This is a genomic window from Ancylobacter polymorphus (assembly GCF_022836935.1).
Taxonomy (GTDB): domain Bacteria; phylum Pseudomonadota; class Alphaproteobacteria; order Rhizobiales; family Xanthobacteraceae; genus Ancylobacter; species Ancylobacter polymorphus_A.
The window spans coordinates 171124-191126 of the sequence record NZ_CP083240.1 but is presented as its reverse complement, the minus strand read 5'-3'; the positions used below and the strand labels follow the sequence as shown (position 1 = coordinate 191126).

Here is a 20003-nt window from a genome sequence, read left to right as displayed (position 1 = left end):
TCCGCCGACCGATCCCATTGGTCGGCGTCCAAAACATAACAGATTGAGGAAAGTTCGATGCGTCTGGCGGGCAAGGTCGCGATCATCACGGGTGCTGCGGGCGGACAGGGCGTAGCGGAGGCACGTGCCTTCGCGGAGGAAGGCGCCGCCGTCGTGCTCACCGATCTCCGGGCGGATGCGGGCGAGGAACTGGCCGCCTCGATACGCGCCGCGGGTGGCCGCGCCCAGTATTTCCAGCACGATGTGGTGGATGAAGGCCAGTGGCGTCACGTCGTCGATGAAACGCGCAAGCTCTTCGGCGGGGTGCATGTCCTCGTCAACAATGCGGGCACCATCAGCCGCCTGAGCATCGAGAAGACCGACATCGCCAGTTGGGACCGCACCATGGCGGTCAATCTGACTGGACCGATGCTCGGCATGAAGGTGGCCGCCCCGGCCATGCGCGACAGCGGCGGCGGCTCGATCGTCAACGTCTCGTCGACGGCGGGCCTGATGCCGCATCACGACGCCGCCTACACCGCCAGCAAGTGGGGACTGCGCGGGCTCAGCAAGACGGCGGCGATCGAGTTCGTCGAGTGGAATATCCGCGTCAACTCGATCCACCCGGCGCAGATCGCCGAGACCGGTTTCGTGCGGGAGGGACTGCCGGGCCACGCGGAATCCGCTTGCCAGATCATCCCGATGCAGCGGCTGGGCACGCCTCAGGAATGTGCCGATCTCGTGCTGTTTCTGGCGTCGGATCAGTCGAGCTACATCACGGGCGCGGAGATCGCGATCGATGGCGGCTTCAGCTCGGGCGCGACCCAGTGGGTCCGCACCCGGCTGCGCCGCGATATCGCCGCGCAGAACAAGGGCTGATCTATCAGCCCGCGCAGGGCGGGGCTCATCGCCCCGTCCCCTAAAACCCGATACCGCCGGAAGGCTTCCGGCCGTCAGCCCTGGCGGTAATAGATCATCTTCTCGACGTCGGTGAACCAGCGATGTTTCACCAAGGCGTTGCGCCAGGGAGTGAGGCGGGCGGCCTTCAGCGGCGGCGAATCGAATGCGCTGGGATCCTGAATGTAGTGCAGCGCCAGATGCGTCGCCTTCGTGCTCCCCTCCACGCGATAACGCATCGTGCGCAGCCACTCCCGGCATTCGAAGATCATCGGCATGTGCTCCTGATCGTACCAGGCGTTGAACTCTTCGTGCCATTCCTGCGGAATGTCGAAGACGACCGAATAGAGGATCGACGGCGACGCGTCGGCGTGCAGCGATGGCTGGCGGAACTCGGAAATCTTGTGCGCGAACAGGACCGAGCTCTCGATGCCCTTCGGCGCCGAGGGGAGATCGTCGGCCGACCCCGCCCCGGATAGTTCCGCGACGATGGCCGACTGGTTCACATTGAAGGCGGTGTAGCGCGCAACGCGAACCGCCGGCTGCCGGCGTTCGATGGACGGAGCCGCGACATCGTCGCGCCAGCGGATCATCGGGCCGCTTTCCGGCGCGTCTATTCGGGCGAAGCAGACATTGGACGACATGGGCACCTCCCAACATTATCGTTTTTCGTTTCTTTCGCTCTGCGGAATTTCATATCGCATATTGACGCTGTCATTTCCAATAACGATATTCCCTCAAGTCGCTGCGGGTCGGGAGACGAAGGCTTCCCTACGCTCATCCGCCATCGACATGTGACGAGGCAGACAGCGCTATGACGGCAACGGACGGCGAGACGGATACGGCAGCGCAGATCGCGCGCTTCGTCGCCTCGCTAAGGGAGCAGCCGCTTCCCCGCGCCGTCGCGGACATGGCCAAGCAAAGCCTCGTCGACTGGTTTGCCGTGTGTTTCGCGGCCCTGGAAGACAGGGAAGCGCGGCTGGCCGCCGAGACCATTCATGCATGGCGCTCGCAGGGCGAAGCGGTCGCGTTCGACGGCCGCACCGGCAGCGCCGCCCCCATCGCCCTGATCAACGGCACCTTCGCCCACGCCCTCGATTTCGACGACTTTCATCTGGCGTCCGTCCACCATGTCGGCGCGCCGACCTTCGCGGCGGCGATGGCGCTGGGCATGGATCGCGGGCTCGGCGGCGCGGAAGTCCTGCGCGCCTTCGTCGCCGGCTTCGAGGTCGGCGTCCGATGGGGCATGAATGGCACCGGCGTGGCGCTGGCCGATGCCGGATGGCACCCGACCGCCGTCATGGGAACGCTCTCTTCCGCCGCCGCCTGCGCGACACTGCTGCAGCTCGACGAGACGCATATCGAGAGAGGGGTGAACTTCGCTGCCTCGCAGGTGGCTGGCCTGATGGCTTCGGCGGGGTCCATCGCCAAGCCGCTGCTCGTCGGCAAGGCCGCATGTTCGGGCGTGATGTCGGCGACGCTGGCGGCCTCCGGCGCTCTCCCGCCGCCCGGCCTGCTTCAGCAGGAGAAGGGCGTGCTCTCCGTTCTGTTCCAGCGCAGGATCGACCCGCCCTACCCGCCTCTCGATGGCGAATGGCAGAGCCTTCAGAACACGTTCAAGCCCTACGCCGCGTGCCAGCTCACCCATGCCTCGATCGATGCGGCCCGCCAGTTGGCTGCGCAGATCTCGCCTGACGACATCCTGACCGTGCACGCCTGCGTCAACCCTCTGGCGCCAAAGGTGGCCAGCCATCGCAGCCCTCGCACGCCGCTTCAGGCTAAGTTCAGCCTAACGCATTGCATCGCCATGTCGCTGCTTGGTCATAGCGCCTTGCCGCAGGACTTCACCGACGAGAGCGTGAACGCTCCTGAAACCACCCGGCTGCGCGACAGGATAGAGATCGTCACGCTCGAGCAGATCGGCCGAGCGTCGGCACGGCTGCAGGTGACACTGAAATCGGGGCAACAGATCGTGCAGGACGTCGCCGCCGCGGCCGGAAGTCCTGAACGGCCGATGTCCATGGAGGCGACGGCCGGCAAGTTCATGCAATCCGCCACGCCACTTTTAGGAAAAGATGCCGGCCGCCTGCTGGAGACACTGAAAAACTTCGAACATGCGGGAGCCATGGAAGCCGTCGCGCGCCTGATGAAGGCAACATGCGCCCTTTAACCATGACGACGCCCGCCGAGTTGCTGGCAAGATATCCTGCCGGATTGCAACCCATGAACTATTTCGTTGTGCGGAACATGAACGTCGCTATGGAAATAAATCCTTCCGCTATGGGCACTTTCGCTTCCGTCCTCTATGCTATTTGATGCAGTTTAGCAGCAACCACTTGCGGCGCACCGATCAGCGGCCATTCAGTTAGAGGGGCGGATCGGCCGCGCTCACCGCCTTCCACGAACAACACTGTAGAGCAGAGCCCATGGCCAATACCGTCTCGAAGGAAGATCACGCTGCCGATGAACTTCACGGCGAGATGGACGTGACTGACCGCAAGTTTGTCGCGGCCATCGGGCGGGCCTTTGAAATCCTCCGAGCCTTCAAGCCCGGCGAGGGGCCGATGGGCAATGCCGAGCTTTCCGCCGCCACCAAGCTGCCCAAGCCCACGGTGTCGCGGCTCACACACACCCTCACGCGGCTCGGCTATCTCAACCATCTCGAAGGCGCCGGCCGCTACGAGCCGAGCCCGTCGATCCTCGCCCTGGGCTATTGCGTGCTTTCAAACATGAAGGTGCGCCAGCTCGCCGGCGACTACATGCAGCAGCTCGCCGAGCATTCCGGCGCGACCATCGGACTGGCGAGCCGCGACCGCCTGTCGATGATCTATGTCGCCATGCGCAATGGATCGACGCTGCGCACCATGCATCTGGATGTCGGCTCGCGTGCCGCCATGGAGACATCGGCGCTTGGCCGCGCATTTCTTGCCGGCATTTCGCCGGAAGAGCGCGAGTATTTCTACGGGCATTTTGCGCGCACGCACGGCGCCAAATGGCCGGACCTGAAGAGCCGCATCGAGAACTGCATCGCCCAGGTGCAGGAGCGCGGCTTCTGCATGGTCGATGGGGAATGGCAGCGCGATACGCGGGCGGTGGCTGCGCCGATCATCTCGCCGGATGGCCAGATGGTCATGGCGATGAACTGCGCCGCCCCCACCTTCCACATCACCCCGGACAAGCTGGAGCAGGACTGCGGACCTCGTCTCGCCCATCTCTGCCGCGGGCTGGCGACGATGCTGGCGAGCTGAGCGGCTCAGTTCACTCCGCATCGCACGCGAATTTATGTTCCGCTGTGCGAAATTGAGTTTCGCATATTGACGCAACGATACGCTTCATGACATTGTCGGCATTACAGGAGCCGTGCGGGTCGCCCGGCTTCCTCTCCGCGCCCGAGGACACATGGGCGTTTCGCCTGTACGTGCCACCCCTAGTCCGATCAGACGCCGGGCGCGCCCTCTCTTCGCGCCCCGCGAGGTCCAGCATTCCGGCTCGGCCGGATTGAGCGGATGGCACGTTGCTGAATGGTTGGACGATCTCGCGCTCGGCAGGGCGGGGATATTTGGTCACATAAGCAGTTCGCCATGTCCGGTTCCGCCGAAATCGACATCGACCATCTGAAGCAGTGGATCGGCCACGAGGAAACGTCCAGCGAGCAGCTTACGCAGGCGCTGGTGCAGCGGTTTCTGGCCACGCTGGACATGCCGGCCGACGAGGTCGCGCTCAATTCGCCCGCCCCGCAGCTCATTCACTGGTGCCTCGCGCAGAAGGCTGCCGCGACATCGGAGCTCGGCGAGGACGGTCACCCGCGCAAGGGCGGCTTCCTGCCGCCCGTCCCCCTGCCGAGGCGCATGTGGGCCGGCGGCGAGCTCACCTTCCACGCCGACCCGCGTATCGGCGAGGTCGTGACGAAGCACTCCCGCATCTCGGACGTGACGGTGAAGGAAGGACGCACCGGCGTTCTGTGCTTTGTCCGTGTCGACCATGAGATCAGCGCGGATGGTCGCCCGGTACTGAGCGAGACGCAGGACATCGTGTACCGCGATGCCACCTCCACCCCATCGCCGGAAGGCGCCGCCGCGCCGGCACTGGAAGGCGCCCATCGGCAGGAAATCATGCCGACGCCGGCGCTTCTGTTCCGCTACTCGGCCCTTACCTTCAACGGCCACCGCATCCACTATGACAATCCCTATGCCCGTGACGTCGAGGGCTATCCGGGGCTGGTCGTCCACGGTCCGTTGCAGGCCACGCTGCTGCTCAACTTCGCCGCCCGGCTGCGGGGACGCGCACTGAAAGGCTTCTCGTTCCGCGGTGCCTCGCCCGTGTTCGACACGGCGCCGTTCCATCTCAACGCGGAAGAGCCGGCCGGCGACGTCATGAAGCTATGGACCGCGCGGGCCAATGGTCCTCCCGGCATGATGGCGGAGGCGCGATGGACATGAGTGTCGCGCTCGATTTCACCGCTCCGCTCTTTGTCCCGGCAAACCGGCCGGAGCGCTTCGCCAAGGCCGCGTCGTCCGGCGCGGACGCCATCATCCTCGATCTCGAAGACGCCGTGCCGGCCGACGCCAAAGGCGAGGCGCGCGGGCTGCTGCGCGCCGACTTTTCCGACTGCCCCATCATGGTCAGGATCAACGCTATCGGCACGGCGTGGCATCTTGACGATGTGGCGGCCGTCTCGCGCCTCGGCTTCAGCGGGATCATGATTCCGAAGGCCGAACGCCCCGAGGATATCGCGGCCATCGCCGAAGCTGTCGGGCCCGGCCGGTTTGTCGTCCCGCTCATCGAGACGGCAAGAGGCATGGAGCGCTCAAGGGCATTGGCGGGAGTGCCGGGTGTCGGGCGACTTGCCTTCGGCTCGATCGACTACTGCGCGGATCTCGGATGCGCCCACACCCGCACCGCGCTGCTGGCGGCGAGGTCCGAGCTGGTGCTGGCCTCGCGCCTCGCGGGGCTGAGCCCGCCGGCCGATGGCGTCACGACGTCGATCCACGACCTCGCGCTCATCACCGACGATGCCCGTCACGCCCGCGAGGTGGGCTTCGGCAGCAAACTGTGCATCCACCCCGCCCAGATCGACCCGGTTCGTCGCGGCTTCGCTCCGGACGAGGCGGAAATCGCATGGGCGGAGAAAGTAGCCGCCAGCGGCGACGGCGCCAGCGCGGTCGACGGCAACATGGTGGACGAGCCCGTTCGCCAGCGGGCCCGCTCCATCCTCGCCCGCGCAGCAGCGCTGCGAAAAGCGCCCTGATCACCACCGAAGGCATCAGCCTCGAATGACCGCCCCGGCGGAAGTGGAGTGTAACAGATGAAGATCCTCGTCCCCGTCAAACGGGTGGTCGACTACAATGTGAAGGTTCGGGTGAAGCCGGACAGCTCCGGCGTCGATCTGGCGAACGTCAAGATGGCGATGAACCCCTTCGACGAGATCGCCGTCGAGGAAGCACTGCGTCTCAAGGAAGCCGGCAAGGCGAGCGAGGTCGTCGTCGTCTCCATCGGCCCACTCAAGACCGACGAAACCATTCGCACCGCTCTGGCCATGGGCGCGGATCGCGGCGTGCTGGTCAAGACGGACGGAGCCGGCATTGAGCCGCTCGCCGTCGCCAAGATCCTGAAAAAGATTGTCGAAGCGGAGCAGCCGGGCCTCGTCATCCTAGGCAAGCAGGCCATCGACGATGACTGCAACCAGACCGGCCAGATGCTCTCCGCCCTGCTCGGCTGGCCCCTCGCAACATTCGCATCGAAGGTCGTGCTCGGCGATGGCGTGGTCGAGGTGACCCGTGAAGTGGATGGCGGGCTGCAAACGCTCAGCCTCGACCTGCCTGCCGTCATCACCTCCGACCTGCGCCTCAACGAGCCGCGCTACGCCAGCCTGCCGAACATCATGAAGGCGAAGAAGAAACCCATCGAGGAGACGGCCCCCGCCGACTGGGGCGGCGACATCGCGCCCCGGCTGGAAATTCTCGCCACAACAGAAGCCGCGCAGCGCGTGGCAGGCATCATGGTGAGCTCTGTCAGGGAACTGGTGGGCCATCTGAAACAGGCGGGAGTTCTCTGACATGGCCACGCTGCTTTTCGCGGAACATGACGGGAAAGCCCTCAACCCGGTCACCGCGCGCGCCCTGACTGCGGCCCTCGCGCTCGACGCTCCCGTGCATGTCGTGGTGGCCGGCCATAATTGCCGGGCGGTCGCCGATGCCGCCGCGAACCTTGCGGGCGTCGCGGAGGTTCTTCTTGCCGACGATGCCGGGCTGGAACATCAGTCCGCCGAAGCGCTGAGCGTGCTCGGCGTCGCGCTCGCCGCCGAATACAAGACGCTGGTCGCGCCGGCCACGGCGATCTGGAAGAGCGCCCTGCCCCGCATCGCCGCACTGCTCGATGTGATGCAGATCTCCGACGTGACGTCGGTCATCTCGCCCGACACGTTCGAGCGCCCTATCTATGCCGGCAATGCCATCCAGCGCGTCCGCTCCGCCGATGCCCACAAGGTGCTCACGGTCCGTACCGCAGCTTTCCCGGCGCAGGCGGAGGGTAATGCGGCGCCGGTCAGCGCGGTGTCCGTGGCGCCTGCCCCCGGCGGCACGCGCTTCGTCAGCGAGGCCGTCGCCAGCAGCGCACGACCCGACCTCACCGCCGCGCAGTCCATCGTTTCCGGCGGCCGCGCGATCGGCTCGGCGGAGAATTTTGCGAAGCTCATCGAGCCGCTCGCCGATGCGCTCGGTGCGGCGGTCGGCGCCTCGCGTGCCGCCGTCGATGCAGGTTATGCGCCGAACGACCTCCAAGTCGGCCAGACCGGCAAGGTCGTGGCACCGGACCTCTACATCGCCGTGGGCATTTCCGGCGCCATCCAGCATCTGGCCGGCATGAAAGACTCCAAGGTCATCGTCGCCGTGAACAAGGATGAAGAGGCCCCGATCTTTCAGGTGGCCGATTTCGGGCTGGTCGGCGATCTGTTCACGGTTCTTCCGGAGCTGACGAAGGCCGTCGCCAAATGAGCTCCGCCGCCCGCGAGGCCATGGAGTACGACGTCGTGGTCGTCGGCGCGGGCCCGGCCGGGCTCGCGGCGGCCATCCGGCTGAAGCAGGTCGATCCCGACCTGTCGGTCGTCGTCGTGGAAAAGGGCTCGGAGGTCGGCGCTCATATCCTGTCGGGGGCGGTCATCGATCCCGTCGGCATCGACAGGCTCTTCCCGGACTGGCGGACGGAGGCCTCGCCTCCGCTCAAGACCCCTGTCACCGACGACCGCTTCTATCTTCTCGGGCCGGCCGGTTCGCTGCGGCTGCCCAACGCGCTCATGCCCTCGCTCATGAGCAATCACGGCGCCTATATCGGCTCGCTCGGCCATGTCTGCCGCTGGCTGGCGGGCAAGGCCGAAGAACTCGGCGTCGAGATCTATCCGGGCTTTGCCGCGAACGAAGTTCTATTCGACGAAAGCGAGGGTGTCGAACGCGTGGTCGGCATCGCCACCGGCGACATGGGCATTGGCCGGGATGGCGAGCCGCACGCGCATTTCACCCGTGGCATGGAGCTGCGAGGCAAGTACACGCTGTTCGCTGAAGGTGCTCGTGGCTCGCTGAGCAAGACGCTCACTGCGCGCTACAGGCTCGACGAAGGCCGCGAGCCGCAGAAGTTCGGGTTGGGGCTCAAGGAGCTATGGCAGGTCGCTCCGGACAAGCATCACCCCGGGCTGGTACAGCACAGTTTCGGCTGGCCGCTCGACGCCGGCACGGGCGGCGGCTCCTTCCTCTACCACCTTGAGGACGGACAGGTGGTGGTGGGTTTCGTGGTCCACCTCAACTATTCAAACCCCTATCTCTCCCCGTTCGAGGAGTTCCAGCGCTTCAAGACCCACGCGCTGGTGCGCGACACCTTCGAGGGTGGCAAGCGGCTGGCGTATGGGGCGCGGGCGATCACCGAGGGTGGATATCAGTCAGTTCCGAAGCTGGTCTTTCCCGGCGGCGCGCTTCTGGGATGCGCGGCCGGCTTCGTGAATGTTCCCCGCATCAAGGGCAGCCATAACGCGGTACTCTCCGGCATTCTCGCGGCCGAGGCCGCTGCTGCCGCTCTCGCCGACGGAAGGGCTCATGACGAGCTCTCCGCCTATGAGGATGGCTGGCGCCGCTCCGAGATAGGGCGCGACCTGTGGCCGGTTCGGAATGTGAAGCCGCTCTGGTCGAAGCTCGGCACCTATCTCGGCATCGCCGCCGGCGGGCTCGACATGTGGAGCAACACGCTCCTGAAGGCTTCCCCGTTCGGCACGCTGCGACACGGCAAGCCGGACCACGCCTCGTTGAAGCCCGCCGCCGACGCGAAGCGCATCGACTATCCCCGGCCGGACGGTGCCGTCTCCTTCGATCGCCTTTCCTCGGTGTTTCTCTCCAATACCAATCACGAGGAGAACCAGCCGGTACACCTGAAGGTCGGCGACCTCGCCCTGCAGAAGGCGTCCGAGCACGACGTCTATGCCGGCCCCTCGGCGCGCTACTGCCCGGCCGGCGTCTATGAATGGGTCGAGCCAACGGACGCGAAGGCCGACCAGCCGACCTTCGTGATCAACGCGCAGAACTGCGTGCACTGCAAGACCTGCGACATCAAGGACCCGAACCTCAACATCAGCTGGACGACGCCCGAGGGCGGCGGGGGCCCGAACTACCCGGGTATGTGAGCCTTGGAAACGACACATCAGAACGAAGGCGCTCGGCCGGTGACCGCTGATTTGTCAACTCCGGCGCGACCTGAGACGACAGGGGGAAATATGCGCATATCGGTTATCAAGGAGAGCTCCGCCTCGGAGCCACGGGTTTCTGCGTCTGCGGAGACTGTTAAGCGTTATGTTGGTCTGGGTGCGGAGGTAATTGTCGCGTCTGGAGCTGGCGTCGCGTCGGGGATCGGCGACGGGGAGTATGAGGGCGCGGGGGGCACGGTGGTGGCGGACAACGCCGCGGCGGTGGCCGGGGCGGATGTCGTGCTCGGCGTGCGCCGTCCGGATGCCGCGTCGCTGAAGGGCGCCAAGCTCGGCGCGCTGGTGATCGCGATCATGGACCCGTATGGCCACGAGGCGGAGCTGGACGCGCTCGCCAAGGCCGGCGTGTCGACCTTCGCCATGGAGCTGATGCCGCGCATCACCCGCGCGCAGGTGATGGACGTGCTGTCCTCCCAGGCGAATCTGGCCGGCTACCGCGCGGTGGTGGATGCCTCCGCCGAGTTCGGCCGGGCCTTCCCGATGATGATGACGGCGGCCGGCACGGTGCCGGCGGCGCGCGTCTTCGTGATGGGCGCGGGCGTGGCGGGGCTGCAGGCGATCGCGACCGCGCGCCGGCTCGGCGCGGTGGTTTCGGCCACCGATGTGCGCCCGGCGGCGAAGGAGCAGGTGGAGTCCCTCGGCGCGAAGTTCATCGCGGTGGAGGACGAGGAGTTCAAGCAGGCCGAGACGGCGGGCGGCTACGCCAAGCAGATGTCGGCCGAGTACCAGGCCAAGCAGGCGGCGCTGGTGGCGGCGCACATCGCCAAGCAGGACGTGGTGATCACCACGGCGCTGATCCCCGGCCGTCCGGCACCCAAGCTCGTCTCGGGCGAGATGGTGGCGGCGATGAAGGCCGGCTCGATCCTCGTCGACCTGGCGGTGGAGCGCGGTGGCAATGTCGAGGGCGCGGTCCCCGGCGAGGTCGTCACCACGGCGAACGGCGCCAAGATCGTCGGCTATCTCAACGTTCCCGGCCGGCTGGCGGCGACCGCCTCGCAGCTCTACGCCAAGAACCTGTACGCCTTCGTCGAGACGCTGGTGGACAAGGGCACGAAGACGCTCGGCGTGAAGTGGGACGACGAGCTGGTGAAGGCGACGCTGCTGACCAAGGACGGGGCGGTGGTGCACCCGAACTTCAAACCGGCGGAAGCCTCGGCGGCGTAAGGCGCACGCGAGCGGCGGGGCGGCCGGGAGACCGGCGACGGGCTCCGCCCTCCGCCATGACGGACAGTGACGGGCCGAGGCCGCGCCGGGGAGCGCGCGGCGCTGCGGTCTCAGGCTTTCAGGGGATTTAGGAAATGGCCAATCCGGTAGCGGGCGATCCGATCGCCCAGAACGCGGTGGAAGGCGCACGCACGGCGGCGGAAGTGGCGCGGCAGGCGGCGGAGGCGGCTCAAGGATATGCGGACGCGGCGGCGCAGCATTATGCCGAGCTGGCGGGCGCGGCGGTGCATGCGGTGTCGGGCGGGGCGATCGACCCCTTCGTGTTCCGCCTCGCCATCTTCGTGCTGGCGGTGTTCGTCGGCTATTACGTGGTGTGGTCGGTGACCCCCGCTTTGCACACGCCGCTGATGAGCGTGACCAACGCGATCTCCTCGGTGATCGTGGTCGGCGCGCTCTTGGCGGTCGGCGTCGATACGGTGGCGGAAGGCACGGGCTGGGCCAAGGGCTTCGGCTTCCTCGGGCTGATCCTCGCCAGCGTGAACATCTTCGGCGGGTTCCTGGTGACCAGCCGGATGCTCGCCATGTACTCGAAGAAGAAGTGAGGGCGCGCGGATGAACGCCAATATCGTCGCTCTCCTGTACCTCGTCTCCGGGGTGCTGTTCATCATGGCGCTGCGCGGGCTGTCGAGCCCGTCGACCTCGCGCCAGGGCAACATGTTCGGCATGGTCGGCATGACCATCGCCGTGCTGACCACGCTGGCGGCCTCGCCCCCGTCGGGCTTCGGCGGCTGGGCGCTGGTGATCGGCGGCCTCGCCATCGGCGGCGGCGCCGGCGCGATCATCGCCAAGAAGATCGCCATGACGCAGATGCCGCAGCTGGTGGCGGCGTTCCACTCGCTGGTCGGTCTCGCCGCGGTGATGGTGGCGGCGGCCGCGCTCTACGCCCCGGCGGCGTTCGGCATCGGCGATCCCGGCCAGATCCATGCACAGGCGCTGATCGAGATGAGCCTCGGCGTCGCCATCGGCGCCATCACCTTCACCGGCTCGGTGATCGCCTTCGCCAAGCTGAACGGCAATATGAGCGGCAAGCCGATCCTGCTGCCGGGCCGTCACGTCATCAATGCCGGCCTTGCCGCGCTGCTGGTCGTGCTGATCGGCGTCTTGGTGGCGACCGAGAGCCACACCGTGTTCTGGCTGATCGTGATCGTGTCGCTGGTGCTCGGCGGCCTGATCATCGTGCCGATCGGCGGCGCCGACATGCCGGTCGTCGTCTCGATGCTGAACTCCTACTCCGGCTGGGCGGCGGCGGGCATCGGCTTCACGCTGGGCAACACGGCGCTGATCATCACCGGCGCGCTGGTGGGCTCCTCGGGTGCGATCCTGTCCTACATCATGTGCAAGGGCATGAACCGCTCCTTCATCTCGGTCATCCTCGGCGGCTTCGGCGGCGATGCCGCGGCCGGCCCGGCGGGTGCGGTCGAGACGCGCCCGGTCAAGCAGGGCTCGGCGGAGGATGCGGCGTTCATCATGAAGAACGCGGCCAAGGTGATCATCGTGCCGGGCTACGGCATGGCGGTCGCGCAGGCTCAGCATGCGCTGCGCGAGATGGCCGACCGGCTTAAAAGCGAAGGCGTCGAGGTGAAGTACGCCATCCACCCGGTCGCCGGCCGCATGCCCGGCCACATGAACGTGCTGCTGGCGGAAGCCAACGTGCCCTATGACGAGGTGTTCGAGCTCGAGGACATCAACTCGGAGTTCGCGCAGGCGGATGTGGCCTTCGTCATCGGCGCCAATGACGTGACCAACCCGGCGGCGAAGACCGACCCGACCTCGGCGATCTACGGCATGCCGATCCTGGACGTGGAGAAGGCCAAGACCGTGCTGTTCATCAAGCGCGGCATGGCGGCCGGTTACGCCGGCGTCGAGAACGAACTCTTCTTCCGCGACAACACCATGATGCTCTTCGCCGACGCAAAGAAAATGGTCGAGGACATCGTGAAGAACCTCGCGCACTGACACGCGGGTTTTCCAACACGAGGCTTGTGTTCGGAATGCCACTGAACATTCTACGGTGCCGGGATCGACCAGATGTCGACCCCCAGGCTTGGAATAGCACATCTTCAACGACGGCCGTTATGTCACCTTTGGCCGTCGTTTCTGCGCTTGCCCTTGGCTCGGCTCCGCGCAACGGCTCGGGTAGCCAGCCCGTATCGGCAAGAAGGCTCTCGGCCTCGCGGGCCATATCGCCCTTTTTCATATGCTCGATACGATCAGCGGCACGTTGATCTCTCGCCTCGCTTACCGCTTGAAGAATGCGGGCCTTGGTTACGCGACCGAGGAAATTGTCGACGGTCGGCCGCCATCCAGCGGCAACCATATCGAGCTCAACGGCGCAACCGAGTTGATCGGCATGATGGAGGGTCCGTGGGCGCCGGTTCCAGGCCTCGTGCACGGCATTGACCGACAGGCTGACGACATGAGCGAACAGGCTCGATCGGCTGTCGCTGTCCCATTCCTGCAGAGCGTCCCAAAGCTCCGTCGATTCCTTCGGGAGTGCCCGTGCCCAATTTTCATGACGCGCGCGGATCGCTTCAGCAGACGCGCTGTCATTCAGCCCTGGCGCCTGGGCGCTAAAGCCGACGCTCTTCAGCTCAAGCTCAAGGCAGCTGTCAGAGCCGTAATGATAGAAGCTCCGCAATGTTAGGGCATGCAGCGCTGCGAGGAAGGCGACATCAGGGCGTTCGCCAAGTGCTTGACGCAGTCCGAGCGTCCGATGAGAGGTCAGCTCAGTCATTAGCCGATCGGAAATAGCGGCTAAGCCCTCATCTTCTTCCGGCTCCGGGATCGGTGCGTCCGCCGTCGTGACGATGTCGACATGTCCGGTGCCGCAAACGGCCGCCCCGTCTCCCCGCCTCATTCTATCGAGGCATCGTGCGAAGAGGAGACCAGCATGACCCAACGCAACAAGCCCCGTGACGCGGCCGTCTTCGGGATCGACATCGGCAAGAACACCTTCCACGTCGTCGGGCTGGACGGCACCGGGGCGCCGATCCAGCGCTCTACGTTCCGGCGGGAGACGCTGCTGCAGTTCTTCGAGCGCGCAGCGCGGACCGTGGTCGGGATGGAAGCCTGTCCCGGCTCCCAGTGGCTCGCCCGCAAGCTGAAGGCTTTGGGACACACGGTGCGCATCGTCCCGGCCAAGTTCGTGAAGCCGTACGTGAAGTCCAACAAGAACGATATCATCGACGCCGAGGCGATCGCCGAGGCCGTCACACGCCCGACGATGCGCTTCGTCGAGATCCGGTCACCGGAGCAAGTCGACCGGCAAGCGCTTCACCGCGTCCGCGATCGCCTCGTCGCTCAGCGCACGCGCGTGATCTGCCAGATGCGCGCCTTTTGCCTCGAGTACGGGATCGCGATGCATCAGGGTGCCGGGAAGTTCAAAGCCGATCTTCCCCGCGTGGTTGCCGACGAGGAGAACGACCTCAGCCCGGCGATGCGGCGATTGCTCACCGAGCTGTTCGACGACGTCAAGAACCTCGAGGCCCGGATCAAGGAGGTCACCGGAGAGATCGAGGCCGTCGCCGCGGCTGACGATACGGCGCGCCGCCTGATGACGGTGCCAGGCATCGGGCCGCTTGCCGCGACGGCCTTGCTGGCGGCGGCCGGCCGGGGTCTGCAGTTCCGCAAGGCGCGCGACATGGCAGCCTGGCTCGGCCTCGTGCCGCGGGAGTACTCGACCGGCGGCAAGACGACCCTGCTCGGCATCAGCAAGCGAGGGAGCTCGTATCTGAGACGCCTCCTCATCCACGGTGCCCGATCCTGCCTGCTCCATCTCGACCGGTCCTGCGATCGGCTCGGTAGCTGGATCGACGGCCTACAGAGCCGGATGCACAATAACAAAGCCACCGTGGCGCTCGCCGCCAAGATGGCCCGCGTCGCCTGGGTGGTGATCACCAAGCCGGGCGCAATGAACCGCCCCACGTTTTCTAGACGCCTTCGGCTTTCGCTTTGTGCCGCCGTTCGAACTCGATTGGCGACAGCATTCCGTTGCGTGCGTGCTTCCGGGTGGGGTTGTAGAACATCTCGATGTAATCGAACACGTCCCGGCGTGCCTCGTCGCGCGTGCGGTAGACCTTTTGGCGGATGCGTTCGCGCTTGAGCAGGTTGAAGAAGCTCTCGGCCACGGCGTTGTCATGACAGTTGCCGCGACGGCTCATCGAGGGCTGCAGGTCGTGGTGTTTCAGGAATGAAGCCCACTCCAAGCTGGTGAACTGGCTTCCCTGATCCGAATGCACCAGCACACGGTCCTTCGGCTTGCGTCGCCAGACGGCGGCCAGCAGCGCCTGAAGCACGACGTTGGTCGTCTGCCGGACCTGCATGGACCAACCGACGACGCGGCGGGAGAAGAGGTCGATCACGACCGCCAGATAGGCGAAGCCCTCGTGGGTGCGGATGTAGGTGATGTCGGTCACCCAGGCCTTGTCAGGCGCCTCCGTGTCAAAACGGCGATCGAGCGTGTTGTCGACCGCCAAGGAGGGCTTGCCTCCATATTGGCCGGGGCGGCGTCTGTAGCCGATCTGCGCCCGGATACCGGCAAGCCGCGTCAGCCGCGCAACCCGGTTGGGACAGCAGTGCTCGCCCATGTCCGCCAGGTCGTCGTGAAGCTTGCGATAGCCATAGACCCTGCCGCTCTCGCTCCATGCCGCCCGGATCAGCTCGGTCTGTCGTTGGTCTTCCAGCGCGCGCTTGCTCAGCGGATCCTTCAGCCAGGCGTAGAAGCCGCTGGGCTGGACGCGGAGGCACCGACACATGGCGCGGATCGAAAACTGCAGACGATGCTCGGCCATGAACGCGTACTTCACTTTGCATCCTTGGCGAAGTACGCGGCCGCTTTTTTTAGGATGTCGCGCTCCTCGGTGACGCGCTGCAACTCGCGCTTTAGCCGGCGGACCTCAGCGGCCTGATCGTCATCGCGGGCCACGGTGGCGGACTTGCCATACCGTTTCCTCCACTCGTAGAGCGAGTACTTGCTGATCCCCAGCCGCGCAGCCACCTCCGCAACCGGATAGCCCCGCTCGGTGATCTGAACGACCGCGTCGCGCTTGAAGTCCTCGGTGAAGTTCGCTTTGCCCATCGGGGGCCTCCTTGCCTCAAATTTAGGGAAGAAGGCGTCCAGGAATCTAGGGGCGGTTCACTTCGCCGCCAAGCCCTGAAACACATCGGGCGCCTGGTTGGGCGTCCACAGTTCCAGCGTGCCATCCTCGTTCCACCGGGCGAGCGCCGCAGGCGGCTCCAACTGAGCATGCGCCAGGTACGGCGCATGGTAGGTGGACTCGATCACCTGCGCCGCTGTGCGCAATGCGCCGTCCACATCGCCGAAGCTTTCGGCAGCGATGCCGTCTCCCGACGCCGCGGCCAGCGCGGCCCGCCGCGCTTCCGAAGAAAAATCCCCCGGCATGGCGTTCGCCGTGCCGGGGGCCGGCTCGGTCCAGGTGACCTGGAGCGCCTCGGCGGCCCGCCGGGCACGCCACCAGCTGTTCGCGACGACGGCGACAGCGCCGGGCAGCTTGTGCACCGAATGCACGCCGGGCATGGCGCGCACCTGGTCCTCATTGGCGATGGAGGCCGGCTCCATGCCCAGACGACGCGCATGCTGGACCGCGCCGTGCAACATGCCCTCGACCGCCAGGTCTATGGTGTAGCGCGCCTTCCCGGTGGACTTGTCGGGCACATCGATCCGAGCCACCGGCTTGCCGATCCAGCGAAACTCGGCGCGCGAGCGCAGCACGACCTCGGTCGGTACCGGCAGGTCGGCAGCGGCGCCGGCGAGCTCGCCATAGGCGAGCGTCCGGCCGGACGCGGCATGCACCACGTGGCCGGGCTCGGTGGCGAGTTCCGCGGCCGGCACGCCGAGCCGTGTCGCGGCGGCCTGGAGCAGCATCTGCCGCGCCGCGGCGCCGAGGCGACGCATCGGCTCATAGCTCGAACGCATCGAGTTGCTGCCGCCGGTAATGCGCCGGCCATTCATCACCAGATAGTCCGGTCCGGGTGGGGCGGCCTCCACCACGAACTGGGCGGGATCGACATCGAGCTCCTCCCCGACGATCTGCGCCAGGCCGGTGTAGATGCCCTGGCCGCCCTCTATGAAGGCGCTGCGGAAGAGGACCGTATTGTCGGGCCGGATCTCCAAGAAGGCACTGACCCGAGTGCCGGGCGTGATGGCCGGCGGTGAGCCCTGGGCGCTGGCGCCGCCCGGCAGCGCGATCCCGAGGGCAAGAGCACCGAGCGAGGCGCCCAGAAAGCCGCGCCGCGACGGGTTCAGCGGCTGATCCGCTCCGGCATGGAGGGCGATGGGTGTCATGTCGTTCATGGCGTCGCCTCTCTCACGCGCTGGCGGCTTGCCGGACGGCCGCGGCAATCGCGTTGTAGGTGCCGCAGCGGCAGAGATTGACCATCGCGCCCGCGATGTCCTCGTCGGTGGGACGCGCGTTCTGCTTCAGCAAGGCCGTCGCCGCCATCACCTGCCCGGACTGGCAATAGCCGCATTGCGGCACCTGATTGGACACCCAGGCTTCCACGACCTTCTGGCCCACCGCATCCTCGGTGATCGCCTCGATCGTCATGATCTCGGCACCCGCGACGCTCTCCACCGGTGTGACGCAGGCGCGCGTGGCCTGGCCGTCGATAAGCACGGTGCAGGCGCCGCACTGGGCGAGCCCGCAGCCATATTTCGTGCCCACCATCCCGAGTTCGTCACGCAGAACCCACAGCAGCGGCGTATCTGCCTCGACATCAACCTGGTGCTTCGCACCATTGATACTCAGCTCCATGGCTCTCTCCTCGGGATTGCGGGTGTGGTCATGCCGTCGCGATCACGCTGCACGAAAGCACCGCTCACGGCCGACCGGTCAGCTTTCCAAAGGCTTCGCAGGGCCTGCACGGTCGAAAACCGTGCCGGCACGCAGCCTGTTTGGAGTCGCTCGAATGTTATCGTGGCCGACGGCAACGCATTAGGGCCGGCCGATCGCATGGGGATATGAGATGAACTCATGAGTGCGACCGCCGCTCGGCATGCCCTGAGCCGGCGGGCACTCAGCCGCGTCGCGGACTCACGATGCCGCCGGCTCGGGCTTTCGTCCGACGGCGACCTCGTCATCGGGGCAAATCGGCTGTTGCGGGATTTGAGCGCGCACGACCGTCAGGCCGGCCGGCTCTCGCGCCAGCGTCGCCGATCCGCCGCCAAGCGCGAAAAGACCGAGAAGGGCAACAACCGCCAGCGAGCATCCGGCGCCGACGTCGCGCCATTCAACGATGTGGTCCTCTGGATTGTAAGACATTGACGTATCTACCTCCATTAGGTGCGGGTTCATTCCAGCAGCGATCTAGGAGGCGGGGCGCCGCTGGATAAGTCCGGGAAACTCGCTCGACCTTATGAGCAGCTTTCATGAACGGCGCTGTCCAACTCCTCGGCGGATCGTTCCCGTGCGGAGGACACCTTCGTGATCGGGGGCCAGACCGATCAACCCGACATGTTCCCTTCCAAGGGGCAATGGCGAGAAATCAGCCAGGCGGCCCCGCTCGCTGCGACCAGCAATCAATGCCGGGACATTGGCCGACGACGATTTGGCACGCGGAACTGCCGATCAGAGAAAAACAAAGCAGCACGAAGATGTCGCCAGATCGAGGAAATCTCCGGCGGCCATAACTCCTCAGCAGATGGCAGGCCCTGATTTCTGCCGCCATATCGCTCGATCGCAATCCGATGGAGGAGGTCTTCGCCCGATAAGTTCCGGGATGCGACCTGCTCAGAGCCGCTCGGTCGCGGACGCATGCGCTACATCGGCCCGCTCGTTGCGACCATCGAGCCCGCTGAACGCGCAAGCACTCTGGCAAACGGCCTGATTCGCCTCAATCAAACGCGACACGCTTTAGGCCTACCAAAAAGAAGAGGCCGCTCGTCGAACGAGCGGCCAAAGTCTAGGGAGGAAACGCCCAAGGAGGGCTTGCACGGCAAAGACGCTGTCGATGCCACACAGCGCCACGATGGCACCTAAGCGTAAGATGTACCAGCCTGAATATTCAGCAGGATGCTCGGTTAGGTAGCTGTATCTTCATGCAAGTAGTTGCGAATCGTCAGGCCTTCCTCGGCGCCTCGCGCAGCCTTGCCGCGAATGCGTCTTGATACCTGCGCAGCGCATCGGGTCCGGCCCCGGCGGCACCGAGAAAGGCGAGCGGCGCCGAAAATGTCATGCCGGTATATCTGGCACTGGCGCGCAGCGGAGTTAGCACGTCTTCGATGGTGAAGCCGAGGCGGCCCTCGCGCGTATAGGCATTCGCGTCGCCAGCGGTGGTGGTCACGACCAGCAGTTCCCTGCCCCGGAGCTCGGGCGGCGCTCCCACTCCCCAGATCTCGTTCAGATAAGCCTTGAGCATGGGGGTCAGGTTGAACCAGTGGATCGGGAACATCAGAACCAGCCGGTCCATCTCCTCATAGCGCCGGCGCTCCGCCGCGCGGTCGAAGCCGCGCAGATTGTCGCCATAGACGGTCTCGAGATTGGTGTATCTGGCACCCTCTGCTTTCTCCGCCACCTCCCACAACGCCTTGTTGACCACCGAACGGTCGGGGTACGGGTGCGAGGCGATGATCAGCGTTTTCGCGCCGTTCATCGCCTGTGCCTGTGCATTCTCGGCAAGGACCAGTGGCGCCATCGCAGCGCCGATGGCCATTCCGGCGCCGGCTTGGACCATGCGGCGCCGGCTGACATTGCCGGTGTCGGTAGCTTCGGGGTTCTCGGGCGAAATACGGCTCCAATCGGACATGGTGGTTCCTTTCAAGACTTGAGGGTCTGGCGTTCGTGCACAGGCACCCGGTGCAGAGGGCGCCAGACGCGGTCCGGCCCGGCGGCAGAATGTCTGTCACGCGCCTTCGACCAGATAGGCCCGGGTCTCCGCCGCTGCGTGCCGATAGTGAACGATCGCCTGATATTCGGGAGAATCGAGCCAGGCGTGCGCCTGCTCGATCGTGTCGAATTCGAGGATGATGATCCTTCCCTGAGGGGCAGCACCTTCGATGGCTTCGATCTTTCCGCCCGCCACAATTCGCTTGCCGCCATAGGCTCTGAAGGTGTCCTCGACCTTTTGCTGATAGCGCTTCAGAGCGTCCGGATCACGAACCGTGACTTCGAAGACGAAATAAGCCGGCTTTTGTTCTTCCACGATA

At 65.7% G+C, this 20003-nt stretch carries 17 protein-coding genes and 3 pseudogenes; 13 read left to right on the top strand and 7 right to left on the bottom strand.

Features of this window, described 5'->3' with window-relative positions; all coding sequences use genetic code 11:
* Nucleotides 1-57: 57 nt before the first annotated feature.
* Complete coding sequence (locus K9D25_RS21935; RefSeq protein WP_244450988.1) at nt 58-858, top strand: SDR family NAD(P)-dependent oxidoreductase; 801 nt, start codon at nt 58-60, stop codon at nt 856-858.
* A gap of 74 nt (nt 859-932) precedes the next feature.
* Here K9D25_RS21935 and K9D25_RS21930 read toward each other — a convergent pair whose 3' ends face one another.
* Nucleotides 933-1469: a DUF4286 family protein gene (locus K9D25_RS21930; protein ID WP_244450987.1), complete on the bottom strand. Its 537-nt coding sequence runs from the start codon at nt 1467-1469 to the stop codon at nt 933-935.
* Nucleotides 1470-1690: 221 nt separating this feature from the next.
* Here K9D25_RS21930 and K9D25_RS21925 point away from each other — a divergent pair, with 221 nt between their 5' ends.
* From K9D25_RS21925 to K9D25_RS21880, 10 genes are all read left to right on the top strand, one after another.
* Nucleotides 1691-3046 carry an MmgE/PrpD family protein gene (locus K9D25_RS21925; RefSeq protein WP_244450986.1) on the top strand — a complete coding sequence of 452 codons (1356 nt, stop codon included), beginning with the start codon at nt 1691-1693 and terminating at the stop codon, nt 3044-3046.
* Nucleotides 3047-3302: 256 nt separating this feature from the next.
* Nucleotides 3303-4124, top strand: a complete 822-nt coding sequence (locus tag K9D25_RS21920) for an IclR family transcriptional regulator (protein WP_244450985.1) — start codon at nt 3303-3305, stop codon at nt 4122-4124.
* A gap of 333 nt (nt 4125-4457) precedes the next feature.
* Complete coding sequence (locus K9D25_RS21915; RefSeq protein ID WP_244450984.1) at nt 4458-5315, top strand: FAS1-like dehydratase domain-containing protein; 858 nt, start codon at nt 4458-4460, stop codon at nt 5313-5315.
* Nucleotides 5312-6124: an HpcH/HpaI aldolase/citrate lyase family protein gene (locus tag K9D25_RS21910; protein ID WP_244450983.1), complete on the top strand. Its 813-nt coding sequence runs from the start codon at nt 5312-5314 to the stop codon at nt 6122-6124. Before K9D25_RS21915 ends, K9D25_RS21910 begins: the two co-directional genes overlap by 4 nt.
* 57 nt (nt 6125-6181) lie before the next feature.
* Nucleotides 6182-6931 carry an electron transfer flavoprotein subunit beta/FixA family protein gene (locus K9D25_RS21905; RefSeq protein WP_244450982.1) on the top strand — a complete coding sequence of 250 codons (750 nt, stop codon included), beginning with the start codon at nt 6182-6184 and terminating at the stop codon, nt 6929-6931.
* 1 nt (nt 6932) lies between these two features.
* Nucleotides 6933-7868: an electron transfer flavoprotein subunit alpha/FixB family protein gene (locus K9D25_RS21900; protein WP_244450981.1), complete on the top strand. Its 936-nt coding sequence runs from the start codon at nt 6933-6935 to the stop codon at nt 7866-7868.
* Entirely contained in the window at nt 7865-9538 is a 1674-nt protein-coding gene (locus K9D25_RS21895; protein WP_244450980.1) for an electron transfer flavoprotein-ubiquinone oxidoreductase, read from the top strand. The genes K9D25_RS21900 and K9D25_RS21895 overlap by 4 nt, the downstream gene beginning before the upstream one ends.
* A gap of 90 nt (nt 9539-9628) precedes the next feature.
* Nucleotides 9629-10780, top strand: a complete 1152-nt coding sequence (locus K9D25_RS21890; RefSeq protein WP_244450979.1) for a Re/Si-specific NAD(P)(+) transhydrogenase subunit alpha — start codon at nt 9629-9631, stop codon at nt 10778-10780.
* A gap of 134 nt (nt 10781-10914) precedes the next feature.
* The gene (locus tag K9D25_RS21885) at nt 10915-11382 is read left to right on the top strand and encodes a proton-translocating transhydrogenase family protein (RefSeq protein ID WP_244450978.1); all 468 of its coding nucleotides are present in this window, start codon (nt 10915-10917) and stop codon (nt 11380-11382) included.
* Nucleotides 11383-11392: 10 nt separating this feature from the next.
* On the top strand, nt 11393-12796 hold the full coding sequence (locus tag K9D25_RS21880; RefSeq protein ID WP_244450977.1) for an NAD(P)(+) transhydrogenase (Re/Si-specific) subunit beta: 1404 nt from the start codon (nt 11393-11395) through the stop codon (nt 12794-12796).
* A gap of 100 nt (nt 12797-12896) precedes the next feature.
* Here the strand turns inward: K9D25_RS21880 and K9D25_RS21875 are convergent.
* A pseudogene (locus K9D25_RS21875) lies at nt 12897-13628 on the bottom strand (DNA-binding protein); the annotation flags it as partial.
* Between the two features lie 102 nt (nt 13629-13730).
* Here K9D25_RS21875 and K9D25_RS21870 point away from each other — a divergent pair.
* Nucleotides 13731-14741, top strand: a pseudogene (locus tag K9D25_RS21870) (IS110 family transposase); the annotation flags it as partial.
* Nucleotides 14742-14769: 28 nt separating this feature from the next.
* Here K9D25_RS21870 and K9D25_RS21865 read toward each other — a convergent pair.
* The 3 genes and pseudogenes from K9D25_RS21865 to K9D25_RS21855 all read right to left on the bottom strand — a co-directional run bounded on the left by K9D25_RS21865 (nt 14770) and on the right by K9D25_RS21855 (nt 17613).
* Nucleotides 14770-15917, bottom strand: a protein-coding gene (locus K9D25_RS21865) for an IS3 family transposase (RefSeq protein ID WP_244450976.1) whose coding sequence is annotated in 2 segments (ribosomal slippage) — nt 14770-15683 and nt 15683-15917 — 1149 coding nt in all. Because the reading frame shifts where the segments join, the coding sequence is not laid out codon by codon here.
* 60 nt (nt 15918-15977) lie between these two features.
* Nucleotides 15978-17153: pseudogene (locus tag K9D25_RS21860) on the bottom strand (molybdopterin cofactor-binding domain-containing protein); the annotation flags it as partial.
* Nucleotides 17154-17166: 13 nt separating this feature from the next.
* Nucleotides 17167-17613 carry a (2Fe-2S)-binding protein gene (locus tag K9D25_RS21855; protein WP_244450975.1) on the bottom strand — a complete coding sequence of 149 codons (447 nt, stop codon included), beginning with the start codon at nt 17611-17613 and terminating at the stop codon, nt 17167-17169.
* Nucleotides 17614-17832: 219 nt separating this feature from the next.
* Here K9D25_RS21855 and K9D25_RS21850 point away from each other — a divergent pair, with 219 nt between their 5' ends.
* A complete protein-coding gene (locus K9D25_RS21850) occupies nt 17833-18123 on the top strand; it encodes a hypothetical protein (RefSeq protein ID WP_244450974.1) in 291 nt (96 codons plus the stop codon).
* 793 nt (nt 18124-18916) lie between these two features.
* Here K9D25_RS21850 and K9D25_RS21845 read toward each other — a convergent pair.
* Together K9D25_RS21845 and K9D25_RS21840 are read right to left on the bottom strand one after the other, a co-directional pair.
* On the bottom strand, nt 18917-19603 hold the full coding sequence (locus K9D25_RS21845) for an NAD(P)H-dependent oxidoreductase (protein ID WP_244450973.1): 687 nt from the start codon (nt 19601-19603) through the stop codon (nt 18917-18919).
* Between the two features lie 96 nt (nt 19604-19699).
* Entirely contained in the window at nt 19700-19999 is a 300-nt protein-coding gene (locus K9D25_RS21840; RefSeq protein ID WP_244450972.1) for a DUF1330 domain-containing protein, read from the bottom strand.
* Between the last annotated feature and the right edge of the window lie 4 nt (nt 20000-20003).

What these genes read in the sequence shown, in the direction of transcription:
- K9D25_RS21935 (WP_244450988.1), top strand. Translation starts at nt 58, where the DNA reads ATGCGTCTGGCGGGCAAGGTCGCGATCATCACGGGTGCTGCGGGCGGA.
- K9D25_RS21930 (WP_244450987.1), bottom strand. Translation starts at nt 1,469, where the DNA reads ATGATCCGCTGGCGCGACGATGTCGCGGCTCCGTCCATCGAACGCCGG.
- K9D25_RS21925 (WP_244450986.1), top strand. Translation starts at nt 1,691, where the DNA reads ATGACGGCAACGGACGGCGAGACGGATACGGCAGCGCAGATCGCGCGC.
- K9D25_RS21920 (WP_244450985.1), top strand. Translation starts at nt 3,303, where the DNA reads ATGGCCAATACCGTCTCGAAGGAAGATCACGCTGCCGATGAACTTCAC.
- K9D25_RS21915 (WP_244450984.1), top strand. Translation starts at nt 4,458, where the DNA reads ATGTCCGGTTCCGCCGAAATCGACATCGACCATCTGAAGCAGTGGATC.
- K9D25_RS21910 (WP_244450983.1), top strand. Translation starts at nt 5,312, where the DNA reads ATGAGTGTCGCGCTCGATTTCACCGCTCCGCTCTTTGTCCCGGCAAAC.
- K9D25_RS21905 (WP_244450982.1), top strand. Translation starts at nt 6,182, where the DNA reads ATGAAGATCCTCGTCCCCGTCAAACGGGTGGTCGACTACAATGTGAAG.
- K9D25_RS21900 (WP_244450981.1), top strand. Translation starts at nt 6,933, where the DNA reads ATGGCCACGCTGCTTTTCGCGGAACATGACGGGAAAGCCCTCAACCCG.
- K9D25_RS21895 (WP_244450980.1), top strand. Translation starts at nt 7,865, where the DNA reads ATGAGCTCCGCCGCCCGCGAGGCCATGGAGTACGACGTCGTGGTCGTC.
- K9D25_RS21890 (WP_244450979.1), top strand. Translation starts at nt 9,629, where the DNA reads ATGCGCATATCGGTTATCAAGGAGAGCTCCGCCTCGGAGCCACGGGTT.
- K9D25_RS21885 (WP_244450978.1), top strand. Translation starts at nt 10,915, where the DNA reads ATGGCCAATCCGGTAGCGGGCGATCCGATCGCCCAGAACGCGGTGGAA.
- K9D25_RS21880 (WP_244450977.1), top strand. Translation starts at nt 11,393, where the DNA reads ATGAACGCCAATATCGTCGCTCTCCTGTACCTCGTCTCCGGGGTGCTG.
- K9D25_RS21855 (WP_244450975.1), bottom strand. Translation starts at nt 17,613, where the DNA reads ATGGAGCTGAGTATCAATGGTGCGAAGCACCAGGTTGATGTCGAGGCA.
- K9D25_RS21850 (WP_244450974.1), top strand. Translation starts at nt 17,833, where the DNA reads ATGAGTGCGACCGCCGCTCGGCATGCCCTGAGCCGGCGGGCACTCAGC.
- K9D25_RS21845 (WP_244450973.1), bottom strand. Translation starts at nt 19,603, where the DNA reads ATGTCCGATTGGAGCCGTATTTCGCCCGAGAACCCCGAAGCTACCGAC.